This is a genomic window from Mesorhizobium sp. P2_H9, assembly GCF_056403215.1.
This window is the reverse complement of the sequence record NZ_JBFUFX010000005.1, coordinates 35,714-59,381: the sequence shown is the minus strand read 5'-3', so window position 1 is coordinate 59,381 and position 23,668 is coordinate 35,714. Positions and strand designations below refer to the sequence as shown.

General features: G+C 64.0%; 15 protein-coding genes. 6 read left to right on the top strand and 9 right to left on the bottom strand.

Translation table 11 applies throughout. From position 1 onward, the window contains the following. Positions 1–2: 2 nt before the first annotated feature. From AC1DXN_RS10490 to AC1DXN_RS10475, 4 genes are all read left to right on the top strand, one after another. Complete coding sequence (locus tag AC1DXN_RS10490; RefSeq protein ID WP_477242744.1) at positions 3–590, top strand: HutD/Ves family protein; 588 nt, start codon at positions 3–5, stop codon at positions 588–590. A 268-nt stretch (positions 591–858) separates the two neighbouring features. Next, on the top strand, positions 859–9,435 hold the full coding sequence (locus tag AC1DXN_RS10485) for a glycoside hydrolase family 94 protein (RefSeq protein WP_477421542.1): 8,577 nt from the start codon (positions 859–861) through the stop codon (positions 9,433–9,435). Positions 9,436–9,893: 458 nt separating this feature from the next. Continuing rightward, a complete protein-coding gene (locus tag AC1DXN_RS10480) occupies positions 9,894–11,675 on the top strand; it encodes a glucan ABC transporter ATP-binding protein/ permease (protein ID WP_477242746.1) in 1,782 nt (593 codons plus the stop codon). Positions 11,676–11,771: 96 nt separating this feature from the next. Then, positions 11,772–12,527 carry a heme ABC transporter permease gene (locus AC1DXN_RS10475; RefSeq protein WP_477242747.1) on the top strand — a complete coding sequence of 252 codons (756 nt, stop codon included), beginning with the start codon at positions 11,772–11,774 and terminating at the stop codon, positions 12,525–12,527. Positions 12,528–12,592: 65 nt separating this feature from the next. Here AC1DXN_RS10475 and AC1DXN_RS10470 read toward each other — a convergent pair whose 3' ends face one another. Together AC1DXN_RS10470 and AC1DXN_RS10465 are read right to left on the bottom strand one after the other, a co-directional pair. Further along, positions 12,593–12,883, bottom strand: a complete 291-nt coding sequence (locus tag AC1DXN_RS10470; protein WP_477242748.1) for a hypothetical protein — start codon at positions 12,881–12,883, stop codon at positions 12,593–12,595. 143 nt (positions 12,884–13,026) lie between these two features. Beyond that, positions 13,027–14,085: a D-TA family PLP-dependent enzyme gene (locus tag AC1DXN_RS10465; protein ID WP_477273475.1), complete on the bottom strand. Its 1,059-nt coding sequence runs from the start codon at positions 14,083–14,085 to the stop codon at positions 13,027–13,029. A 140-nt stretch (positions 14,086–14,225) separates the two neighbouring features. On the opposite strand from AC1DXN_RS10465, the gene AC1DXN_RS10460 reads away from it, so the two are divergent. Further along, positions 14,226–14,912 carry a D-lyxose/D-mannose family sugar isomerase gene (locus AC1DXN_RS10460; RefSeq protein ID WP_477243110.1) on the top strand — a complete coding sequence of 229 codons (687 nt, stop codon included), beginning with the start codon at positions 14,226–14,228 and terminating at the stop codon, positions 14,910–14,912. Positions 14,913–14,931: 19 nt separating this feature from the next. Here the strand turns inward: AC1DXN_RS10460 and AC1DXN_RS10455 are convergent, their stop codons facing one another. From AC1DXN_RS10455 to AC1DXN_RS10430, 6 genes are read right to left on the bottom strand one after another with little or no spacing between them, the layout of a single operon-like run. Further along, positions 14,932–15,795, bottom strand: coding sequence for an RDD family protein (locus AC1DXN_RS10455; protein ID WP_477273473.1), 864 nt, complete (start codon positions 15,793–15,795; stop codon positions 14,932–14,934). Continuing rightward, the gene (locus AC1DXN_RS10450) at positions 15,782–16,798 is read right to left on the bottom strand and encodes a stage II sporulation protein M (RefSeq protein ID WP_477273471.1); all 1,017 of its coding nucleotides are present in this window, start codon (positions 16,796–16,798) and stop codon (positions 15,782–15,784) included. Before AC1DXN_RS10450 ends, AC1DXN_RS10455 begins: the two co-directional genes overlap by 14 nt. Beyond that, entirely contained in the window at positions 16,795–18,099 is a 1,305-nt protein-coding gene (locus AC1DXN_RS10445; protein WP_477273469.1) for a DUF58 domain-containing protein, read from the bottom strand. The genes AC1DXN_RS10450 and AC1DXN_RS10445 overlap by 4 nt, the downstream gene beginning before the upstream one ends. Continuing rightward, positions 18,096–19,052, bottom strand: coding sequence for an AAA family ATPase (locus tag AC1DXN_RS10440; protein WP_477273467.1), 957 nt, complete (start codon positions 19,050–19,052; stop codon positions 18,096–18,098). Before AC1DXN_RS10440 ends, AC1DXN_RS10445 begins: the two co-directional genes overlap by 4 nt. Beyond that, entirely contained in the window at positions 19,039–20,253 is a 1,215-nt protein-coding gene (locus AC1DXN_RS10435; protein WP_477273465.1) for a DUF4350 domain-containing protein, read from the bottom strand. Before AC1DXN_RS10435 ends, AC1DXN_RS10440 begins: the two co-directional genes overlap by 14 nt. After that, positions 20,250–20,882: a DUF4129 domain-containing protein gene (locus tag AC1DXN_RS10430; RefSeq protein ID WP_477273463.1), complete on the bottom strand. Its 633-nt coding sequence runs from the start codon at positions 20,880–20,882 to the stop codon at positions 20,250–20,252. Before AC1DXN_RS10430 ends, AC1DXN_RS10435 begins: the two co-directional genes overlap by 4 nt. Positions 20,883–21,029: 147 nt before the next feature. Here AC1DXN_RS10430 and AC1DXN_RS10425 point away from each other — a divergent pair, with 147 nt between their 5' ends. Next, positions 21,030–21,812 carry a hypothetical protein gene (locus AC1DXN_RS10425; protein WP_477273461.1) on the top strand — a complete coding sequence of 261 codons (783 nt, stop codon included), beginning with the start codon at positions 21,030–21,032 and terminating at the stop codon, positions 21,810–21,812. 98 nt (positions 21,813–21,910) lie between these two features. On the opposite strand, the gene AC1DXN_RS10420 is transcribed toward AC1DXN_RS10425, so the two are convergent. Next, positions 21,911–23,593 (bottom strand): tetratricopeptide repeat protein, encoded by a 1,683-nt coding sequence (locus tag AC1DXN_RS10420; RefSeq protein ID WP_477273459.1) that lies wholly within the window; start codon positions 23,591–23,593, stop codon positions 21,911–21,913. Between the last annotated feature and the right edge of the window lie 75 nt (positions 23,594–23,668).

Here is a 23,668-nt window from a genome sequence, read left to right as displayed (position 1 = left end):
AAATGCGCATCCTGCGGGCAGCCGACTACCGCGTCATGCCGTGGAAGAATGGCGGCGGCACGACGACCGAGATCGCCGTTTCACCTGACGGCGCCGGGCTCGACGATTTCGACTGGCGCGTGTCGATGGCGCGGGTCGACAGCGGCGGGCCATTCTCCGGCTTTGCCGGCGTCGACCGAACGCTGGCCGTGCTGGAAGGCGAGGGCATCATCCTTGATATCGCCGGCCAGCCGCCGGCCACCTTGACCAGGGTTTCCGCTCCGCTTGCCTTTCCGGCCGATGTGTCGACATCAGCCGCGCTGATCGCCGGTCCGATCACCGATCTCAACGTCATGACCCGCCGCGGGCGGATGACCCACACGGTCGAGCGCTTGCTGCTTTCCGCTCCAACCGAGGTTCAGCCGGCGGCCGATACGACCCTCGTTCTGCCTCTCGACGGCGATGTCACGGTGGCTGGTGTAGCACCGGTCAGCATCGGACCGCTCGACGCGCTGCTGCTCGGGCCTGGGGCCGGGAAATTGCGCCTCGAGCCGGCCGGGGAGACGACCCTGTTCGTCATCCGCATCGAAGGTGTTTCCGGCAACGATTAACGCCTGTTGCCAAACATGATCGCAACCCTGGCGAAATATCGCGTAAGCTGTTGGCCGTATCACGAAAAAGCCCGAATCCTTCCGTCGATCAAATGCGGACGGGAGCGTGGGGCGCTCGTCTTTGAGTTGCTGAGGGATGACGCCCTGTCGCGGTGCGAAAACAAACTTTCGGCCAAGTGTTGCGATGCAACCAATTGCATTTGAAACGGTTTTAGGGACATTGCCGTGGCGGTGACGCCGCATTGCGTCCCCCCATGCGGAATTTTCAATGAATATTCAGACGAATCCTGCCCAGATCGAAAAGACGAGCGCCAGCTTCCCGGCCATCACCGAAGAGCCGATACGCTCCAATTTCCTGCCGGAGGATCGTCTGCGCACGCTGGGCGTCAGCCTTGCCAAGGGCGACCTTGCGGATCTGTTTGGCCTGACGCCATTCGACTTCCAGGCGCGCATCCGCGACAGCGCCAAGAAGATTCTCGAAGTCTACCGCTCGACCAATGCCGCGCAGGCGCGGGGCGAAACCATCACACCGGCGGCGCAATGGCTGCTCGACAACAATTATCTGGTCGAAGAGACCATTTTCCAGGTCAAGCGCGACCTGCCGCGCCGTTTCTACCGCCAGTTGCCGACCCTGAAGCTGTCCGAACGCGCCACCGTGCCGCGCGCGCTGGCGCTGGCATGGACCTATGTCGCGCATTCCGACAGCTCGGTCTCGGCGACCATGTTCAAGTCGATCGTCGAGGGTTTTCAGTTCATCGAGCCGCTGAAGATCGGCGAGCTGTGGGCGCTGCCGTCGCTGCTGCGCTTCGTCCTGATCGAAAACCTTCGCCGCATCGCGGTTCGCGTCAACCGCACAAGGCAGATGCGCCAGATTGCCAATGAGGTCGCCGACCGCGTGCTGGCCACCGACGACAGCGCCGACCGCCAGGCGATCCTTGCAAACTACGGCGCCCATGCGCAGGACACCACCTTCGCCACCCAGTTGCTCTACCGCCTGCGCGATGGATCGCAGAATGCCGGCCGGGCGCTGGAATGGCTGGAGGGTGAGCTCGAGAAGACCGGCTCCGACGCCGAGGAAATCATCATCAGCGAGCATCGCACGCTGTCCGGCGGCAACGTCACCACCGGCAACATCATCCGCGGCCTGCGTCTCATCAACGACGTCGACTGGACGGTGTGGTTCGAGGGCGTCAGCCGCATCGACACGCTGCTGCGCGAACGCACCGATTTCGCCGCGCTCGATTTCTTCTCGCGCGACCAGTATCGGACTTCGATCGAGGAGCTGGCGCGCCGCTCCGATCTTTCCGAATTTCGTGTCGCTGAAACGGCGATCGAGCTTGCCGGCCATGCCGCTCCAGGCGATGCCTCAGGCACTTATGCGACCCCTTCCGATCCGGTTGCCAAGGCCGATGTCGGGTTCTTTCTCGTCGGTCCGCGCCGGCAGGAGCTGGAAAAGGCGATCGGCTATCGGCCGACCATCAGCGTTGCGGTCAAACGGGCATTCGCCAGGACCGGCTGGCTCGGCATCGTCGTGCCAGTGTTTGCGCTGACGGCGCTGCTTCTGGTCCTTTCCGGCAATGCGCTGGCCAATCTCGGCCTGTCGGTGCCGTCGATCGTCCTCATGCTGGTGCTGTTTGCCGTGCCGGCGAGCGAAGGCGCGCTCGCCTTCTTCAACACCGTCGTGTCGCTGTTCCTGAAGCCGACGCGGCTCATCGGCTATGACTACAGGCACGGCGTGCCGGCCGAGGCGCGCACGCTGGTCGTGGTGCCATCGCTGATCGGCTCGCGCGACGACGTCGAGGAAAGCATCCGCAACATCGAAGTGCATCATCTCGCCAACACGGCCGATGAAATCCATTTCGCGCTGCTTTCGGACTGGCCGGACTCGAAGACCGAAATCGATGCGGCCGACGTCGAGATCCTGCAATATGCCCGCGACGAGATCGCCCGGCTGAATGCCCGCTATCCCTCAGAGGGCGCACCGCGCTTCTATGTCCTGCACCGCCGCCGGCTCTACAATGCCGCTCAAGGCTGCTGGATGGGCTGGGAGCGCAAGCGCGGCAAGCTGCACGAACTGGATCTGCTGCTGCGCGGCGACAGCGATACGACTTTCCTGCCGCCCGGTGTGCCGTTGCCGGAGAACGTCGTTCACGTGATGACGCTGGACGCAGATACCCGCACCACCCGTGACGCCGTCGCCACGCTGGTCGGCAAGCTTTGCCACCCGCTCAACCGTCCGCATTTCGACGCGGCCAAGCGCGTTGTGACCGCCGGCTACACCATCCTGCAGCCGCGCATCACCGCGTCCCTGACCAGCGGCGACGACGCCTCGTTCTTCCAGCGGGTGTTTTCCGCCAATCGCGGTCTCGATCCTTACGTCTTTGCCGTGTCGGATCTCTACCAGGACGTCTTCGGCGACGGCTCCTTCACCGGCAAAGGCCTCTATCACGTCGACGCCTTCGAGGCGGCGCTGAAAGGCCGCATCGAGGAAAACACCATTCTCAGCCACGACCTGCTCGAAGGCGCGCTGGCGCGCTCAGCGCTGGTCACCGACGTCGAGCTGGTCGAGGACTATCCGACCCGCTATTCGGTCGATGCGTCGCGTCACCATCGCTGGGCGCGTGGCGACTGGCAGCTTCTCGGTTTCATCCTCGACCCGCGCTCCGGCGTGCCGGCGCTGTCGCGCTGGAAGATGGTCGACAATTTGCGCCGCTCGCTGACGCCGATCTTCTGGGTGATGGCGGCGATCGCCGGCTGGACGCTGCTGCCGTTCACGCAGGCCGCGCAATGGCAGGCCCTGCTGATCCTCAGCCTGTTCATGGCGCCGACCTTCAATATCGTCAACGCCATCCTGCCGAAGAGTGGCGACCAGACGGCGCGCGGCCACTTCTCCGCTTTGGCGCGCGATGTCGCCTTCGGCACCGCCATGGTGGCGCTGAAGATCGTGCTGATGGCGCACAATGCCTGGATGATGGGCGATGCCATTGTGCGTACGCTCTACCGCCTGTTTGTCAGCCGACAGAACCTGTTGGAATGGCGCACGGCGTCGCAGGCGCATAAGAGCGGCGACAACGATATCGGCTCCTATTACGGCATGATGTATGGCGCCGTGATCATCGGCTTCGTCGGCCTCGCCATTCCGGTGCTGGCCGATTCCACCGGCGCCTTCGTCGCCTTCTTCTTCGCTTTGTTCTGGATCGGCTCGCCGGCCATTGCCGCCTGGATCAGCCGCTCGGCCGAAACCGAGGACCGGCTGCGCATATCGGCGGCCGACATCCATGCGCTGCGCACGGTGGCGCGGCGCACCTGGCATTATTTCGAAACCTTCGTGACGTCAGAGCATCACAATCTGCCGCCTGACAATTTCCAGGAAAGCCCGGCGCCGGTGGTGGCGCCGCGCACGTCGCCGACCAATATCGGCGTCTATCTCTTGTCCGTGGTTTCAGCGCGCGATTTCGGCTGGATCAGCCTGTCCGATGCCATCACCCGCATCGATGCGACGATGACGACCATCGAGAGCATGCCGCGCAACCGCGGCCATCTGTTCAACTGGTACGATACGACGACGCTGAAGCCGCTCTATCCGCTCTATATCTCGGCCGTCGACAGCGGCAATCTCGCTGGCCACCTGGTGGCAGTGGCTGCCGCCTGCGCCGAATGGGCCGAAGCGCCGTCCGTGCATCTGCAGGGCGATTTCGAAGGCGTTCTCGATACGGTGACGATCCTCGATGAGAGCCTCGAGGAACTGCCCGACGACCGTCGTCAGCTCAGGCCGTTGCGCCAGCGTCTGGCCGACCGCCTCGACGGCATGCGGCGCGCGGTGATGACGATCAAGGCGCAGCCGGAAATGGCGTCGATCCGTACCATCAACCTGGCGGTGCTGGCCGGCGAGATTCGCAAGCTCGCGACCGCCATCCACACCGAGGCCGCATCGCCGCGCAGCGACGTCATCGCCGACTGGGCGGCGCGGCTGGAGGCGACCTGCGAGGCGCATGTGCATGACTCGCACAGCGACGAAAACGCCATCGAAGCCTTGCGTGCCAAGCTGCTGGCGTTGCGCGAGCGTACGCGCCGCTTTGCCTTCGAGATGGAATTCGCCTTCCTGCTGCGGCAGGAGCGCAAGCTGCTGTCGATCGGCTACCGGGTCGAGGAACACCAGCTCGACGAGAGTTGCTACGACCTGCTCGCCTCGGAGGCGCGGCTGACCAGCCTGTTCGCCATCGCCAAGGGCGACCTGCCGACCGAGCACTGGTTCCGGCTTGGCCGGCCGATCGTCGAGATCGGTTTCCAGGGCGCGCTGATGTCCTGGTCCGGCTCGATGTTCGAGTATCTGATGCCGCCGCTGGTGATGAAGGAGCCGCAAGGCTCGATCCTCAACCAGACCAGCAAGCTGATCATCAAGCGCCAGATCCAGTATGCCCGCTCGAAGAACGTGCCATGGGGGATTTCGGAAGCGGCCTACAACGCCCGCGATCGCGAACTGACCTACCAGTACACCAATTTCGGCGTGCCGGGCCTCGGCCTGAAGCGCGGCCTGGGCCAGAACACGGTGATCGCGCCTTACGCGACCGTGCTGGCGGCGCAGTTCACGCCGCGCGAATCCGTCCGGAATCTGGCCAGGTTGAAGGCGATCGGCGCCCTTGGCCGGCACGGCTATTACGACGCAGTCGATTTCACGCCGCAGCGCGTGCCTGAGGGCACCGACCATGCCGTCGTCTTGAACTACATGGCCCACCACTCCGGAATGTCGATCGCCGCCGTTGCCAACGCCATCTTCGAAGGCCGCCTGCGTGACCGCTTCCACAGCGACCCGGTGATTGAGTCGGCCGAACTGCTGCTGCAGGAGAGGGCGCCACGCGACATCCCGACCGCCACCGTAAGGACGGAGGCCGACGAGCGGTCGAAGGACGAAACCGAGCTCGAGAGCCCGGATTCCCGGATCATCCTCGATCCGGCCAGGGCGCTGCGTTCGACCAGCGTCATGTCCAATGGCCGCTACTCGGTCATGGTCACCGCCACCGGCTCCGGCTATAGCCGCTGGGGCGAACTTGCCGTCACCCGCTGGCAGCCGGACCCGACCGAGGACCGGCTTGGCTCCTATATCTTCCTTAGGGATGCCGGCACCGGCGACTGGTGGTCGGCCACATCAGAGCCGAAGCGTGCAACCGATGAACGGGTGCAGACGCTGTTTTCCGACGACAAGGCGAGTTTCGTCAAATCGGTGGGATCGCTGCGTTCCGAGGTCGAATGCATCGTCATCTCGGAAGGCAATGGCGAGGGACGGCGGGTCACGCTGTTCAATGACGGCGCCACCGACCGGCATATCGAAGTGACCTCCTTTGCCGAACTGGTGCTGGGTTCCGAGACGTCGGACAATGCGCATCCGGCCTTTTCCAAGATGTTCGTGGAAACCGAGATCGCGGCCAACAACGCGGCGATCTTCGCCACTCGGCGCAAGCGCGACAAGAATGAACCAGACGTGACCGTGGTGCATTTCGTCACCGATCCGTCCGGGTCGGCGCGTGATGCCGGGGCGGAGACCGATCGTCGCGCCTTCATCGGTCGCGGCCGCACCATCGCCGAGGCCGCCGCCTTCGATCAGGGCGCCAAACTTAGCGGCCATTCCGGCTTCACGCTCGACCCGGTCGCTTCGCTGCGCCGGCAAGTGCGCGTTCCCGCCAACAAGAAGATCTCGCTGACCTTCTGGACCGTGGTTGGCGCCAACCGTGCCGAACTGGATGAAGCCGTCGCGCGGCTCGATCATCCCGAAAGCTTCGCCCGCCAGGCGATGCTCGCCTGGACGCGCAGCCAGGTGCAGACACGCCATCTCGGCCTCAGCCTGACCGACGCCGCCAATGTGCAGAAGCTGGCGCGCTACCTGATCTATCCCGATCCGTTCCTGCGCCTTCCCGCGGAATCCATCGCGTCGGGGCTCGGCAAGCAATCCAGCCTGTGGCCGACCAGCATCTCCGGCGACTTCCCGATCTTCCTGGTCAGGATCGGCGACGTCGCCGATCTGGAGATCGTCGCCCAGGCGCTTCGCTTCCAGGAGTACATGCGCGCCCGCGGCATGATGATCGACTTCGTCGTCGTCAACGAGCAGGCTTCGTCCTACGTGCAGGACCTGCAGCGCGCCGTCGAGACGCTGTGCGAAAACAGCCGCTTGCGCGGCAAGGAACTCGGGCCGCGCCAGCACATCTTTGCCGTGCGCCGCGACCTGATGGACGAGGCGACCTACAAGACCTTGCTCGCCGTCGCCCGCGTCGTGCTGCACACCCGCAACGGCACCATCTTCGACCAGATCGAGCGCGCCGAGGCGGCAGCGCTGCAGGCGCGCGATGCACTGTTGCCGCCGGGTACGACAACCCTTCGCGAACCGTCCTTGCCGGTGCCGAGCGCGCCGGTATTTCATGCTCCGGTCGATAGCAGTGCTGACGGCAGCGGTCTCAGCCTGTGGAACGGGTTTGGCGGCTTCGAAGGCGACGGACGCCACTATGTCACCCGCCTTGCCGGCCGGCGCACAACGCCGCAGCCATGGATCAACGTCGTCTCCAACGCCTCGTTCGGCTTCCACGTTTCGGCGGAGGGCGCTGCCTTCACCTGGAGCCGCAACAGCCGCGACTATCAGCTGACGCCGTGGTCGAACGATCCGGTCTCAAACCGGCCGGGCGAGGGCATCTACATTTACGACCATGCCAGCGGCCGGGCGTTCTCGCCGACAGCCGCCGTGGTACGCGATCCGGCCATGACCTATGAGACATGGCACGGCCAGGGCTTTTCGACCTTCCGCTCCAGGCGCGGGCCGCTGTCGATGGACCTGACCCATGTCGTGGATCCGCTCGACCCGGTGAAGATCACGCGGCTGCGCATCCAGAATTCGGGTTCGCTGCCGGCGCGGCTGCGCGTCTACGCCTATGCCGAATGGGTGCTTGGCGGTCATCGGTCGCGCACGGCTGCAACCATCGTTTCGTCAAGGGATGCCGCCACCGGCGCGCTCTTGGCGCAAAATCCCTACGGGCTGGATTTTGCCGAACGGGTGGCTTTCCTGGCCGCCGATGGCGCCGTGCATTCGGTGACATCCGACCGCGGCGAGTTCATCGGCAGGAACGGCACCAGCGAGCTGCCGCATGCTGTGCTGAGCGGTGCTGGCCTGTCGGGCCGGGTCGAGGCTGGCGACGATCCTTGTGCTGCCATCGCACGCGACGTCGACATCCCCGCCGGCGGCGACGTGACACTGCTCTGGCTGCTCGGCGACGCAGCTTCTCCCGAGGAGGCCAGTGCCCTGGTGCAGACCCACCGCGGTAAGGATTTCGATCAGCGGCTGGCCGACAATGAGCGCGAGTGGCGCGGCTTCCTCGACACCATCCAGGTCGAGACGCCGGACAAGGCGCTCGACGCCATGGTCAACCACTGGCTGCCCTATCAGAGCCTTGCCTGCCGCATCCGCGCCCGCTCCGCCTTCTACCAGGCGAGTGGCGCCTTCGGCTTCCGCGACCAGCTGCAGGACACGCTGGCCCTTCTGGCGCACGATCCGAAACTGGCGCGCGACCAGATCCTCAACGCGGCGCGGCGGCAATTCCCCGAGGGCGATGTGCAGCATTGGTGGTTGCCGCGCACCGATGCGGGCGTGCGCACCATGATCTCGGACGACGTGGTCTGGCTGGCGCACGCCACCGCACGTTATCTGCTGGTGACCGGCGACACCGCGATCCTCAAGGAGCAACTGCCCTTCATCGACGGGCAGGTGCTGGGTGAGGGCGAGCACGATGCCTTCTTCACCCCTGAAATCTCCAAGACCACCGCCTCGCTCTACGACCATTGCGCGCGGGCGCTCGACCTTGCCGTCAAGCGCAGCAGCCCTGCCGGACTGCCGCTGATCCTTGGCGGCGACTGGAACGACGGCATGAACCGCGTCGGCGAGCAGGGCAGGGGCGAGAGCGTCTGGMTGGGCTGGTTCCTTCTGAAGACGCTGGGCGACTTTGCCGCTGTCGCCAAGACGCAAGGCGACAGCAAGCGAGGGCAGGCTTGGACCAAGCATGCCGACGTGCTGAAGCGGGCGCTGGAAAGCACCGCCTGGGACGGGCAATGGTATCGCCGCGGCAGCTTTGACGACGGCACGCCACTGGGGTCGCACGATTCCGACGAATGCAAGATCGACTCGATCGCCCAGTCGTGGAGCGTGCTCTCGGGCGAGGGCGATCCGGCGCGCTCGACCACGGCCATGCAGCAGGCGACAAAGATGCTCGTCGATGACGAGCTCAAGATCGTCAAGCTGTTCACCCCGCCCTTCTCCAGGACGGAGAAGGATCCGGGCTACATCAAGAGCTATCCGCCGGGTGTCCGCGAGAATGGCGGCCAGTACACCCATGCGGCGACCTGGTTCGTTATCGCGCTCGCCGAGATGGGGCGCACCGACGACGCCTACCGCTGTTTCTCGATGCTCAACCCGGCCAACCACGCCCTCGATGAGGGTGCGGCCGAGCATTATCGGGTCGAGCCCTATGTCGTCGCCGCCGATATCTATGCCGGCGAAGGCAAGGGCGGGCGGGGCGGCTGGACCTGGTACACCGGCTCTGCCGGCTGGCTGTACCGGGCCGCGGTCGAAAGCATCCTCGGCATCGAACGGCGCGGCCAGAGCATCCAGTTCAGGCCGAAACTGCCGGGACATTGGGATGGCTATTCGGCCACCCTCAAAATGCTGGGCGCCGAAATCAAGCTTCGCGTCATCCGCGACAAAAAAGCCAAGGCTATCTCGCTCGAGGTCAACGGCACCAAGACAAAAGGGTCGTCTTTCGAACCCAAGGCCGGCGACAAGACCGACGTGATCGTCAGGATTCCGGCCTAAAGCGCCGCGTTCCGGAATGCCGCGCGCCCCTTTTTGGGGCGCGCCACAGTATCCATTCGAAATCGGCACCGACTTTTGCCCATCTGACCTTCGACGGGGAAACCAAGGGGTGTAGATTCAATGGCTTAGAGCGTCCGCGGGCCGTACGGTGCTCATCGCTTTTACTTGGCCCGAGATAATCTCCGGCAAGCCGCCCGAGGGCTTCGGGGACGCGCGCAATCCCTTGCTGATTAAAATTGTGGCAGGGTCCGTCCGCTGCCATGATTTTGCCGCAAGGCTGGCATTTCACCTTTTATCTCAAACCGTTAGATGATCACGCCAGATTTCGTGCCGTCGCCATGTTTTGTTCGCGAAATGGGAACTGACGCGGTACAGGGGCATTGTTTTGCGACGCATCAACAGGTACGAGTCTGAAAATGATGCAGTGCACAATAAATAGTTTGGCGGAGTAAGCTGAAGTGTCCCTTCTGCAAATCTACTGGAGAGCGCTGGGTTATCTCGCAGCCGACAGGAAGCGCGTCGCGCTTATCTGCGGCGCGAATGTCGCCCTCGCAGCCATAGCCATCCTTGAGCCGATCATGTTCGGACGGGTGATCGGTGCCATCTCGGAACGCGGCTCCGTCTTCCAGACGCTGGCGATGTGGGCCGGCCTTGGCGCCTTCAACATCGTCGCCTTCGTTCTGGTGGCGCGTGGCGCCGACCGCTTTGCCCACAAGCGCCGCAGCGAGGTGCTTTGCCAGTCGTTCGAGCGCGTGATCACCATGCCGCTTGCCTGGCATCATCAGCGCGGCACCTCCAACGCGCTGCACACGCTGCTGCGCGCGGTCGAGACCCTGTTCAGCCTCTGGCTCGAATTCATGCGCCAGCACCTGTCCACCGCCGTCGCCCTGGTTCTGCTGGTGCCGACCGCGATCAGCATGGACCTGCGCATGTCGCTGGTGCTCTTGGGCCTCGGCGTACTCTATGTCGGCATCGGTCGGCTGGTCATGCGTCGCACCAAGGAGGGCCAGGCGGCCGTCGAGCGGCACTATCACCAGGTGTTCGCGCATGTCACCGATTCCGTCAGCAACGTCGCCGTGCTGCAGAGCTACAACCGCATCGGTCATGAGACCGAGGCGCTGAAGCGTTACGTCAAGAACCTGCTTGATGCGCAGAATCCGGTGCTCGACTGGTGGGCGATGGCCAACGCGCTGCACCGCCTGTCGTCGACGATTTCGATGATGATCGTGCTTCTGATCGGCTCCTATCTGGTGATGCATGGCCAGTTGCGCATCGGCGACGTCATTGCCTTTACCGGTTTTGCCACGCTGCTGATCGCTCGCCTCGACCAGATGTCGGCGTTCGCCAACCAGATTTCCGAAGCCAGGGCCAAGCTCGAGGAGTTTTATCAGCTCGAGGACTCTGCGGCCGAATCCGCCGAGCCCGATGGTTTGCGCGATCTCGCCAATGTCACCGGTCACGTCCGGTTCGAGAATGTCGGCTTCGAATTCGCCAATTCGGGGCAGGGCGTCGACGACGTGTCCTTCGAGGTCCAGGCCGGCCAGACCGTCGCCATTGTCGGCCCAACCGGCGCTGGCAAGACCACGCTCATCAATCTCTTGCAGCGCGTCTTCACGCCGTCCAGCGGCCGCATCCTGATCGACGGCGTCGATACCCGCGCGGTGACCCGCAAGTCGCTGCGCCACTCGATCGCCACCGTATTCCAGGATGCCGGCCTGCTCAATCGCACGATCGAGGACAACATTCGCGTCGGCCGCGCCGAAGCGACCTATGACGAGGTTCACGCCGCCGCCAATGCCGCTGCCGCGCAGGATTTCATCCTGTCGAAGAGCGCCGGCTACGATACGGTCGTCGGCGAACGCGGCGGACAGCTTTCCGGTGGCGAGCGCCAGCGCATTGCCATTGCCCGCGCCGTGCTCAAGGACGCGCCAATCCTGGTACTCGACGAGGCGACCAGCGCGCTCGACGTCGAGACCGAAGACCGCGTCAAGGAAGCGATCGACGAATTGCGGCGCAGCCGCACCACCTTCATCATCGCCCACCGCCTGACCACCGTTCGCGACGCCGACCTTGTCGTGTTCATGGACAAGGGCCGGGTGATCGAGATGGGCGGTTTCGCCGAACTGTCGATCCGCAACGGCCGCTTTGCCAGCCTGCTGCGCGCCGGCGGCCTGCTCAACGACGAGGAGGTTCGCCGCCTCAGCCGCACCGTGCAGCAACAGCAGGAACAGGCTGCCTGATCTCTCTTCCTTCTCCCACAAGGGGAGAAGGGAAGACCTTGGTGCGACACCACCACTCGATTGCCCCTCATGCGTCGCCGGTCTATGTAGAACCGCATGAGCGACACGACTTCACGCCTTGCCGGCTGGATGGATCTTGCCAACCCGACGCGCTTTGTCGGGCTGGCCGACAGGATCGTGCCTTGGCTGGCGTCCATCGCCGCCATTGTGCTCGCCATCGGGCTTTATATGAGCTTCACGGCGCCGGAAGATTTCCAGCAAGGCATCACCGTGCGCATCATGTATATCCACGTGCCTTTCGCCTGGCTCGCCATGATGTGCTACACGGTGATGGCGATCTCCGCCCTCGGCACGCTGGTCTGGCGCCATCCGCTGGCCGACGTCGCGCTGAAATCCGCCGCACCCATTGGCGCCGTCTTCACCGCCCTGGCGCTGATCACCGGTTCGATCTGGGGCAAGCCGATGTGGGGCACCTGGTGGGTGTGGGACGCGCGGCTGACCTCGGTCTTCATCCTCTTTCTGATGTATCTCGGCATCATCGCGCTGACCCGCGCGCTCGACGACGCCAGCCGCGCCGCCTGGGCCGCCGCCATCATCACCTTGGTCGGCTTCATCAACATCCCGATCATCAAATTCTCGGTCGACTGGTGGAACACGTTGCATCAGCCGGCATCGGTGTTCCGCCTCGGCGGGCCGACCATCGATCCCAGCCTGCTGTGGCCCTTGCTGGTGATGGCGCTTGGCTTCACCGTGCTGTTCTTCGCCCTGCACCTTATGGCGATGCGCACGGAAATCCGCCGCCGCCGCGTGATTGCCATGCGGCGGGTGGCGGCGAGGCAGGCGGAGGGGTAGCCGATCTAAGGCCCGCTGCGCCGGCGCCCCGACAAATCAAGTGTCTGCCGTCTCTGAACGGCCTGTCATTTCTGCAGATTGTGAACTTCGAACGAAGTCTCCTGAGGCGGCGAGGTGAACCCGCCCTTGATGCCCTTTTTCATTTGAGGCATCAGGATATCGTCCCGGAACTGCTCCCAATTCTTCTTGGATTCGTGAACCGCAACAATTGACCAGCCACCGGCCGACGGACCGGCAACATGGAAGACCTGGCCTTTTGGCAGGCTTTTTCCGCCTGCTGGATGCACCGCGGCGATGGACGCCTCGTACTGCTCCTTCGTGCCACCAGGAAAATAATGCATGATTGCGTAAGCCATTTTTTCCTCCCGAGCAAAGCCGGAATCCATCCAATGGCCAGCCTGCTGAACGCAGATTGACGTAAGGGAACGCAGGCGACAAGCCGGACCTTAGACAGGGGCGACCGAGGGCTACCTTGAACTCGGAGTTTGGATTATGTGCGTCACCCTGTGCGGCCGCGCGCGGCCACCGGCAACGTTTCCAGCACCTGTTCGCCCGCAATCAGATGCACCTGGTCGAACAGATTGGTGACGACGCAGCAATGGTCGGGCACGATGCGCACGCGCTCGCCGATACGAAGCTTGGCGTCGCCCGTAAGCGTGATGTTGCCATGTTCCTCGCTGAGGCCGGTGATCCTGGCGCCGGGAATGCCCAGCAACTCGCCGAAATCGGCAAGCCCCAGCGTGTCGCTGGACAAGGCCTTGCTGCCGGAATCGAGGATGGCCCGGGTCGGCGTCGGATGGCTGACCACCGTCGACAGCACCGTCAGCGCGCAATCGTCAAGGCTGCCGACGCCTTTGGCAACCTGGTAGCGGTCGAGATAGATGTAGGTGCCGGGCCGGTATTCGGTGACGACGCTGTCCTCGCCGGAGCGCCACATATCCGGTGTGCCGCCGCTGGAGATGCGCTCGCAGGCAAGGCCGGACGCGGCAAGCGCCTGCTTGGCCTCGGCAAGCCAGGCTTCGGCCTCGTCGGCCCGACCGGCAGCCGGGTAGGTCATCAGCCCGCCGAAGCTAAGCCCCGTTGCCCTGTCGATCTCTTTCGCCAGCGCCACCGCCTCGCTGGCCGACTGGACGCCGCAGCGCCCCATGCCGGTGTCGCATTCGACCAGCACCGGCAGAGGGTGGCCGGCATCGGTGAAGGTGGCGGCCAGTCCCTCAAGCGTCTCCTTGCTGTCGGCGGTTACCGAAAGCGTCACGCGGCCATGCAGCGCCAGCAAGCGCTCCAGCTTGGCTCGCCCGAGAATGTTGTAGGGTAGAAAAATATCGGCAAGCCCGGCATCGGCCATCACTTCGGCTTCGCCAATCTTCTGGCAGGTGATGCCGACGGCGCCGGCGGCGACCTGTTTCCTGGCCCAGTAAGGCAGTTTGTGGGTCTTGATGTGCGGCCTAAGTTTCAACCCATGCCGGTCGGCATGGGCCTGCGCACGCGCGATGTTGGCTTCGGCGCGGCCGGCATCGATCAGGATCGCCGGCGTATCGAGATCGTCTATGCTGAGCATGAATATCACCTTGGGAAATTTGCCCAGACTTATGGCCTCGATCGAGCCGGATGTCATGAGGCCAGCATGCAGTTTACGTCGACACCGGATCGGTGTTCGGTTATGCGCTGTAGGCACCGCCTGAAGAAGGGATCATGATCATGAAGCGCTCCACCATCAACGACATTATCCGCGACGCCGACGCCTTCATCCGCTCGTTCGGCTACATCATGCCGCCCTTCGCCTACTGGAGCCCGGAAGAGATGAAGGCGCGCAAGGCGGACTCCGCCGCCGTCTTTAGCTCGCGGCTCGGTTGGGACATCACCGACTACGGACAGGAGAAGTTCGATGAACTCGGCCTGTTTCTGTTCACCGTGCGCAACGGCGTCTACGCCGACATGAAGAAGGGCATGGGCATGCTCTATGCCGAAAAGATCATGATCTCGCGCAAGGACCAGCTGTCGCCGATGCACCGCCACAACATCAAGGCCGAGGACATCATCAACCGTGGCGGCGGCAAGCTGGTGCTCGAACTGTTCATGCATGATCGCGACGGCGGGATCGATCCGAAGGCCGAGGTGTCGGTGCCGGTCGACGGCACCATCCACCGCTTGCCGGCGGGCGGGCTGCTGAAGCTCGATCCGGGCCAGAGCGTCACTTTGATGCCCGGCGTCTGGCATGCCTTCTGGGCCGAGGGCAAGGACGTGCTGATCGGCGAGGTCTCGACCGTCAATGACGATCTCACCGATAACGTCTTCCGCGAGCCGATCGGCCGCTTTTCCAACATCGACGAGGATGTAGCGCCGCTGCATCTGCTGGTGTCGGACTATGAGAAGTGGGTGGGGTAGGGCGCGTCCAAAAGACGACCTACCGCTGGTGCTTGTCGGCCTTGCGGGTGCCAAGCAGCAGCTTTCGTTCGAGATGCGCGCGTAGCTCTCCGTAGTATGCCGTCAGGAACGCGCGGGCATCATGCGCTTGCGGGGCCGCGCCGATCTTGCGCCCGATCGTCTCGGCCACCGTCTTCAGCGCGAAATAATCGTCGCGACGCAGCACCTCCTCCAGCTTGTGCAGTTCGGCGATGCCATAGGCGTCGAGTTGGGCCTGGCTGAAGCGGAAGGTTCCGGCGCCAGGATCCTTTCGTGTCGACAGGTCCTCGACCAGCGCGACCTTCGGCGCCTCGACCACCCAGGTTCCGGCCAGCAGGTCGCCGATGCGCATGCGGTCGCGGTTGAACAGCGGGAACAGCGAAAAGAGCAGCGCCCATACCAGACCGAAGATCGTTGACAGCGTATCGGCGACGCCGGCCCCGCCGCGCGCTGCGATGATCGAAAGCGGCAAAAACACCTCGATCTCACGCATCAGGTTGCGCGCGATGACTTGATCGATCGTGAGACCGGCGCCACTGCGGGAAGCGACCCGAACGCCGACCATCCGCTTGCCCGGCGTTGCGGCGCGCCGGCCAGCCTCGAAGGCAATGAAATAGATGTTGCGCAAGAAGAAGATGAAGATGATCCAGGCGATGAAGAGCGGCTCCGCTTCTTGCGCGCCGAGCCCCCCAAGACCGAAGATCACAACGAGAGTGACCGCGATTGCAGCGATGACGATGATGACCACATCGAGCAGGAAGGCCGCAGCCCGAGTGCCGGCATCCGCCAGCTTGACCTTGAGGTCGACGCCCTCCGGCGTAATCAAAGGCCTTGTCAGCGCGGCCGGGTTTCTAGCCGTTGCCATGCCGCACCATCCGCAACAGGTAGAAATAGGCGATCCATAGCGCGAGCATGCCACCGCCAATGGCGTAGCGTGCCGTATCGCCGGTAATCGTCTGCCGGCCGATGCCTTCGAGCAGGCCGGCAAACAAAAGCATCATCATCACCCCAACCATGGCGGTCGCCGCAATCCGCCCGGCCTGGGCAGCTGCCGCCATGCGGCTCAGCTCGCCGGGGAAGGCGATGCGCGTGCCGATGCGCATGCCGGCGGCACCCGCCAGCGCGATAGCGAACAATTCGGTGGTGCCGTGGATCGACAGCCAGCCACCAAGTTCGAAGCCCAATCCCTTGGCGGCATAGATCTGGAATATGGCGCCCAGCATGCATCCGTTCATCAGGATAATCAGCACGCTTGGCACCGTAAAAGCGAAACCGAGGGCAAAGGCCAGGATCGCCACTTGGGTGTTGTGGGTGAAGAGATAGGCGGCGAAGCCGGACAGGAAGTGACTGCCGCCATCATAAAGCACGCTGCGCAGCATCTCGGCCGACGAATCCGGATTGCGCCCGCCGGCGAGGCCGGGCGCAATGATGGCGTCGTACCAGCGCTTGTCGGATGCGACCAGCCAGTAACCGGCAATGGCGCCAACAAGCGTCAATCCGACCGAGGCCCAGGTCTCGCGCCACAGATCGCGGATCGCCGCCGGCCAGTCACGCAGGAAAAAATCACCGATGCGCTGGCGCAGCCCGCGCCGCGCACCGTAGAGATAGAAATAGCCGCGCAGGCAGAGCGCTTCGAGATAGGCTACCAGGGCGCTGTCGAGCGAAGTGGCCCTGGCTACCGAAAGCGAGGATAGCGCCGAGCGGTAGAGCAGCGGCAGCGACAGCAGCTCGTCTTCCGAAAGCACGCGCGGCGCCCGTTTCTCGACGCGGGCGAGCAGCGCTTCGAACGCCTTCCAGTCGGCCTCGCGCTCCTGCCGGAAGCTGGCCAATGACTGGCGTACCGCATCGGTGCCGGCGGGCAGCGTCATAAGAGGTTCTCCTCCTTGAGCTGGATATAGCGCTCGATCAGCGTGGGGCCGAGGCGCTGGTGGTCGGCCTCGATGACATGTGCGCCGAGCAGCCTCAGCCGCGCGATGACCACTTGCCGCTCCCTCAACAGACCGCCGGCGGTCACCGACCGCGCGACATCCTCCGGGGTCGCGGGTGGCATATCGGCCAAGGTTTCCAGCTCGACATCCTTCATCATCATGAACAGCACCAGATGGCGCTCGGTCAGCCGTCCCACCGTGCGCAGCATCAGCTCGGCACTGATCGGATCGACGAAGTCGGTAAAGATGATGACCAGGGAGCGCCTGTCGAGCTTGGCTGCCAATGTCGTCAACGCCAGGGTGAAATTTGTCTCCTCGGTCGAATAGTCGATCTCGGCGGCGCGCTTCTGGATCATCGCGAAGCTGGCCGAGCCGCGCACCGCACCGCTGGAAACGCGCGGCCGCGCATCGAAGCCAAACAGGCTGACCAGATCGCCGCCCTTCAATGCGATGAAAGCCGTGAGCAAGGCGGCAGTCACCGCGCGGTCGACCTTCGGGACGCCGTCGACCGGCTCGCACATCAGCCTTCCGCTGTCGATGGCCAGCACGATGTTGTTGTTCTCCTCGATGCGGAACTCACGCGCCAGCAACTTGCCGTGGCGGGCGCTGCGCTTCCAGTCGATCATCCGCCGGCCCATGCCCGGCTGGTAATCCTTCAGCGACTCGAATTCGCGTCCCTGGCCGGCCCGCTTTTGCGCGTGGCCGTCGGCAAGGGTGGAGCGCTGCAGCAATGTGATCGCTTCGTCGCGCGCACTGCTGACGTCGGGCAGCACCGCCACTTTCCGGTCCATCGGCAACACGACCTGGTTCCAGATCAATCCGAACGGTCCACGCCAGCGCAGCCATAGCCGATCAAAGCTGGCGATGCCGCGCCTCAGTGCATCGAATTCGAGGTCGAGCGTGCCGCCATTGGCCGGCAGTGCGCCACCGGTGCCGGCGACCGGCGCCAGCCGCTGGTCATGGCCGACTCGCGCCTGCAGCATGCGCGCCCGCCCGCCGAAGCTCGCCGCGATATGCAGGGTGAACCGCCCGCCGACGCCGACTTGCGGCGGCGCTGAAAGGCTGGCGGTGAGCGAGGCGCGTCCACGCCCGGCGGCCGCGTCGACCGCCAGGAAAGCAAGCAGTGCGCAGATCCACAACAGGCCGAGATACCAGAAGGAAGGTAGCGCAAGCGCGATCAGGAAGGCGGGGATGGCGCCCGCCGCCGCTGCCCAGACCGCTCGGCCGCTCGGATAGATCAACGGGGCGCTGCCGTCTGGTCGACGAGGTCGGAAACGATCTGTTCCACCTGCCGCCCGTCGATTTGCGCCGCCGGCGACAGGATCACGCGATGACGCAGCGCCGGCACCGCCAACGCCTTGACGTCGTCGGGGATGACATAGGCGCGGCCGTCGAGCGCTGCCCTGGCGCGCGCGGCGCGCGCCAGCATGGCGCCCGCACGCGGGCTGGCGCCAACCTCCAGGTCGGGGCTTTCGCGCGTGCCGCGCACGAGAGCCGCAATGTAGCCGACGACATCGTCGACCAGCGTGACCTGGCCGACGGTGGCGAGCGCCTTCTCCAGCGTCTTGCTGTCGGCCTGTGCCGCGATGCCGTATTGCTTGATGTCGTGGGAGGCGGAACCGCCGCCGTGATGGACGATGATGGCGCGTTCCTCCTGCGCGTCCGGATAGCTCACCTTGTGCTTGAACAGGAAGCGGTCGAGCTGGGCTTCGGGAAGTGGATAGACGCCCTGGTGCTCGATCGGGTTCTGCGTCGCCACCACCATGAAGTTCTGGCTGAGCGCATGCGTGGTGCCGTCGAAGGTAACGGCGTGTTCCTGCATGGCTTCCAGCAGCGCCGCCTGCGTCTTCGGCGGCGTGCGGTTGATCTCGTCTGCAAGCAGCAGGTCACAGAAGATCGGACCGCGCGTCAGCGTGAATTGTCCGCTCTGGAAATTGTAGATGTTCGAGCCGACGATGTCGCCAGGCATCAGATCGGGCGTGAACTGGATGCGCCCGTAGACGACGCCGAGTGCCTGCGCGAAGCAGCGCGCGGTCATGGTCTTGGCCGTACCTGGCGGACCCTCGAGCAATATGTGCCCGCCGGCGAACAATGCCGTCAGCATCAGATCGACCGTGTCTCGCTGCCCGGTGATGGCTTTCGCCACCTCTTCCCTGATCGCGTTCGCCAGGGCCTTCACATCATCGACGTTCACCAAGCCTCCTTGTCGTCCAGTCATGCAGCTCTACCGCTGCCGCGTGCATCTTAGCCAATGTGCCGGAATTGTTCGCGGCCTTGAAGCGCGCGGTAAATCCGCCGGCTTCGTCCTTGTCGCGGGAGTCTAGCCAGTGGTCGAGGGCTTCCCCCTGCAGTCCCTGCGGCGCGCCGAGCAATGCTCCGGCGCGCGCACGCATCAGCACCGCATAACGGTCGCCGAGCTCCTGCAGCCGTCCGGCGCGCCTGAGCAGCATCGCCGTGGTGTCGACCAGTGCCCGCTTGCCGAAGGCGATGGCGCGGGTCTCTGTGCGTGGCGGCCCGAACCGGCCGAGACCGTGCAGGAAGGCAAGTGCGGCCGCCGCCAGCACCGACAATGTCAGCGCCAGGAAGGGCGGCTCGACCAAAAGCTTGGCGAGATCGTATTTCTGCCCGATGCCGTGCAAGGTGAGGTCAAACATCACCGCGCCCTTGCCGGGCTCCAGCATGGCGATCATGTCGAGTGCCGCGGCAGCCTTTTGCGGATCCTTCAACGCCGCATTGTTGATCAGATCAGGGTCGGTCAGGATGTAGAACGGCTCATCGTCGAGCTCGATGAGAACGGCCTTGCCGTTGCCTGCCGCGATCAGCGGATGTTCGTCGGCAACCCACTGCAACTCGTCCGGCGTGGCCACCATGCGACCCTCGACGCTGATCTGTTCCATTGTGGTCTTGCCGGCACCGAGTTTCGCCTTGGCGATGCGGCCGAGCCAGTCGTTGACGGCTGTATCTGGCAGCCGCTCGATCTTCATCTCCCAGCCCTCATGCTCCCACGACGGCATGGTGACCCATTTGGGCAACACGAAAAGCGTGTCCTTGCCCGAGCGAAGCCTGATGATTCTTTCGAGCGCAGCTGGGTCGCTGTTCGGAGCGATGGTGACGATCAAAAGGAAACCGGACGCCAGACCGGAACTGAGATCTTCCTCGCTACGCACCATTGGTGGTGATTGTCCGTTGGCAAGTTTCAGCCATTCGACGAGCCCTGCATACCCAGAACCGCCTTTGGAGAGCGGCGTGGCGCCGCCTGCCGGCTGGCGGAAGTCCGGCGCGTAGGTCGACAGCAGGAAAAATCCCGCTGCCGCGAGCAGGCTGGCAAAAATGCCCCAGAACAAGGTTCTGCGGTTGAACGGTTCCTGCGCGGCATCGACGGCAGGCGCACTCATGTCCAGGCATCCCTGAAGGCAAAACGCTCGTAGGCGCCGCGCGCCTGCTGCCAGCCTTCGACGCCGACCGGCCGGCGGGCAAACAGGGCAGCCTCGACAATGCGCGCGATCTCGCTGAATGCCTGGCGTGCCCGCGACGGCAGGGAAGGGGCAGTGGCAATGTCGCGTGATGTCAGCGACGGGCGCAGGAAGTCGGGCAGCCGCCCTGCAATGTCGGCGACGCTGCGCCGAAGCAGAAGATGCACCGCCTCGTCATACGCGCCGCGCGCGGCGAGCGCGTCGGCCTCGGAGAGCAGGATCTGCGCCGCGCCGGCATCCGGGCGCCACTCCTCTTCCGCTTCTGCCTGTTTGCGGGCGCGTCGCCACGGCAGGCGCCACGCTACCCCCTTTGCTTCGAGAGCGACGAGAAGCGCGATGATTGCCAGGCCGATGATCACCGCGCCCCAGAACAGGTAGATCATGTAGGGGCCAATCTTCCCCAATCCGTCCAGCAAAGGCTTCAGCCATGCCGGCGGCTCGGGCTGCGCAAGGGTCGGCAGGTCGAACTGAATCGAATCATCTGCGAGCAGCTGCTTGTGCACCTTGGCCAGCCACTCGGCTCCCGCAGCGTCTGGCTGTGCAGCTGTCACCCACTCCCCCTGCAACCTGCGGTTCCGCGCGGACACTGGCAATGCAGCAAGAAAATTGCAAGTGGGCTGGACGCCGGAGATCAAACTTGGCAGATTTACTGTTAAGACAGCCGCCGCTATTCGGCGGTGATCACGGGGGGACGCATCATGACTTCGGCAACACTGGGTGGGGCGGACAAATTCCGTATCGGCAGGGTGTTCAACAACAGCTTCGCCGTCATCGGCCGCAATATCGGCCTGTGCCTCGGGTTGGCTTTTTTGTTCTCAGGCCTGCCGGCGATTGTCATTCGACTGCTGACCCAACCGCAAATCGACGCGATTCTGCAAGCCGAACCCGGCGCTGCGGCCAACCCTGCTGCGATGTTTGGTAACCCTTGGGTCACGATTTCCGCCTCGTTGATATCCTTTGTTCTCGCCCTACTGCTCCAGTCGGCGCTTGTGCGGGCGACCATCGAGGACTTGAACGGCAAGCGGCCGACCTTTGGCGACTGTATTCAGATCGCCATCCGCTTTTTGCTGCCGACACTGGGGATCGGCCTGCTCGTCGGCCTTGGGTCGGCCCTGGCCATGATTGCCCTGGTGGTGCCCGGCATTATCCTGTGGCTTGGCTGGTCGGTGTCGGTGCCGGTTCTGATCCAGGAGCGGCTCGGCGTTTTCGGCTCGATGTCGCGCAGCCGTGTCCTGACCAAGGGCAACCGCTGGCCGCTCTTCGGCCTGTTCCTGATCCTGATCATCATCGCAGCGGTCATCCAATGGGCGATAGCGCTGGTGGTTCTGCTCTTTGGTGGAATTGTCGCCTATGTGGCGGCAGCCCTGGTGCAGACGGTGGTGTCGATGGTGCTGTCGATTGCGGCGGCAGTCAGCTACGTCGAGCTGCGTCAGGTCAAGGAAGGCACCAGCGTCGAAGAACTGGCGGAAGTCTTCTCATAGGAAAGGCGTCGCTGCATCGAAGATCGGCCTGAGACATCAGGCCGATCCCGGCAGGGGTCGCAGCCGGGGCATCAGGCATTCCCGAGGCCCCAACGGATTCAGTGACAGCAACTTCGGTTCAATTGCACGCTCGTCCGGCAAAGGCACGATGAGGTGATTGCCACATCCGCCTTGGAAAGTGGTGTGGCGAGCCTGGCCTGCAACCCCGGCAGCTCCACACTCTCGCCGCGACGTTTCAGGCATTCGACCAGCCCGTGCAACGCCCAGACATTGTCGGGATGCTGGGCGCAGCGTTGTACCTTGCCGCTGAGGCCGAGGTCATCACGATAGACCTGCTCGGCTTCTTGCGCATGGCGCTGGTCAAGAAGCAGCGCCGCCAGCGCATGCCTGGGCGGGTGCATCCACGCCCACGGCTCGGTGTAGGACAGATTGTCGTCAAGCTCGACCGCTTGCCGCAGATGGACGTAAGCCTCGTCGTACTGGCCTTTGTGGTAGGCGATTTCGCCATCGAGCAGAGCGGCGCCGACGGCCAGCGAGGCGCGGGTCGGGTTGCTGAGGAAACGCCGTTCAGGCGGGATGCGCGACAGGTGCCGATGGAACCGCTCGCGCTCCAGTTCGGCTTCAGGGAAGCTTCGCAGCGTCGCATGCGCAACACCCTTGGCGTAGTGCTGCATGGCCGTCGTCAGCACATAAAGTTCGGGCTCCTCGACCATCGGCTCGTAAATGATCTCCTGCCAACGCCCGAACCGCACCAGCACATGCGATTTCATCGCATGATAACCTTCCACCGTCTGGGTCAGCTTTGGCCGGTCCGGAATGCTGACGACACTGCGGGTGACCAGGCTGCGCACCTTGTCGGCCGCCCACAGCGCCGGCTGGTACTGGCCTGATAACATGCAGGTGAACATCATCAGATGCAGGTCGTGGCAGCAGCCGAGCAGATAGTAGGTCGGCTCATCGGCATAGGCGAGATAGAGGTCGTTGGCACGAACCGCCTTTTCGCTGGCGAGTTTGGCCTTCTCATAGTCGCCGCACAGCACATAAATATGCCCTGGCATATGGTTCATATGCCCGGCATCGGGGCACATTGCGCCGAGCAGATCCGCCGAGCGCATGCCGCGCTCCGGCATGGTCGACATCTCCAGCAGATGGATGTGCAGATGGACGATCGCCGGATGCTGCGCGACGCCGGCCTCGTCGGCGAGCCGGATCGATCGCTCGCAAACCTCCGCCTCGACGACGTCCGAGTTCGGCGCCGGCTTGCCGGTCTTCAAATCCCACAGACGCCGTACTGTACGCATCATCAGCGCTTCGACAAACAGCGCCATCACGTCGTGGTCGTCGGGAAAGCTTTGGTACCCGCGCCGCATCTCGGCGGCAAAGGTATTGTCCCACTGCTCGAACACCTGTGGCGTCACCGCGTGCGGCTTCTGGAAACGACAGGCCAGCGCCTCGATCAACCGCTTCTCCACCGCGCTGGCGTGAGCCGCGTTGGCGCGTGCAAGCTGGATATGTTCGAAACAGCGTTTGGTCGCCGCATTGGCTTCGGCCTCACCATGCTCCTTCCACGTCAAATTGTAGAAAGGCCCGGCGGCATAGGCGATGCCCCAATGCACGAAAGCGCAATCAGGATCGGTCTCCAGTGCCTTCTCGAAGCATTTGATGCCTTCCTCGTGGTTGAAGCCGTAGCACCAGTTCAGGCCGATATTGAACCAGCGCTGGGTTTCTGCCGAGCGGGTGGAAATGGGGCGCCGATAGGTGCCAAGGTTGAAGTGGTGCATGCCTGCGTGCGTCTCGCGCAAATTCCTGGCCTGAGCCGATAAGTCTGGTCAGTGCAATCTGTGACGAATGCGTGC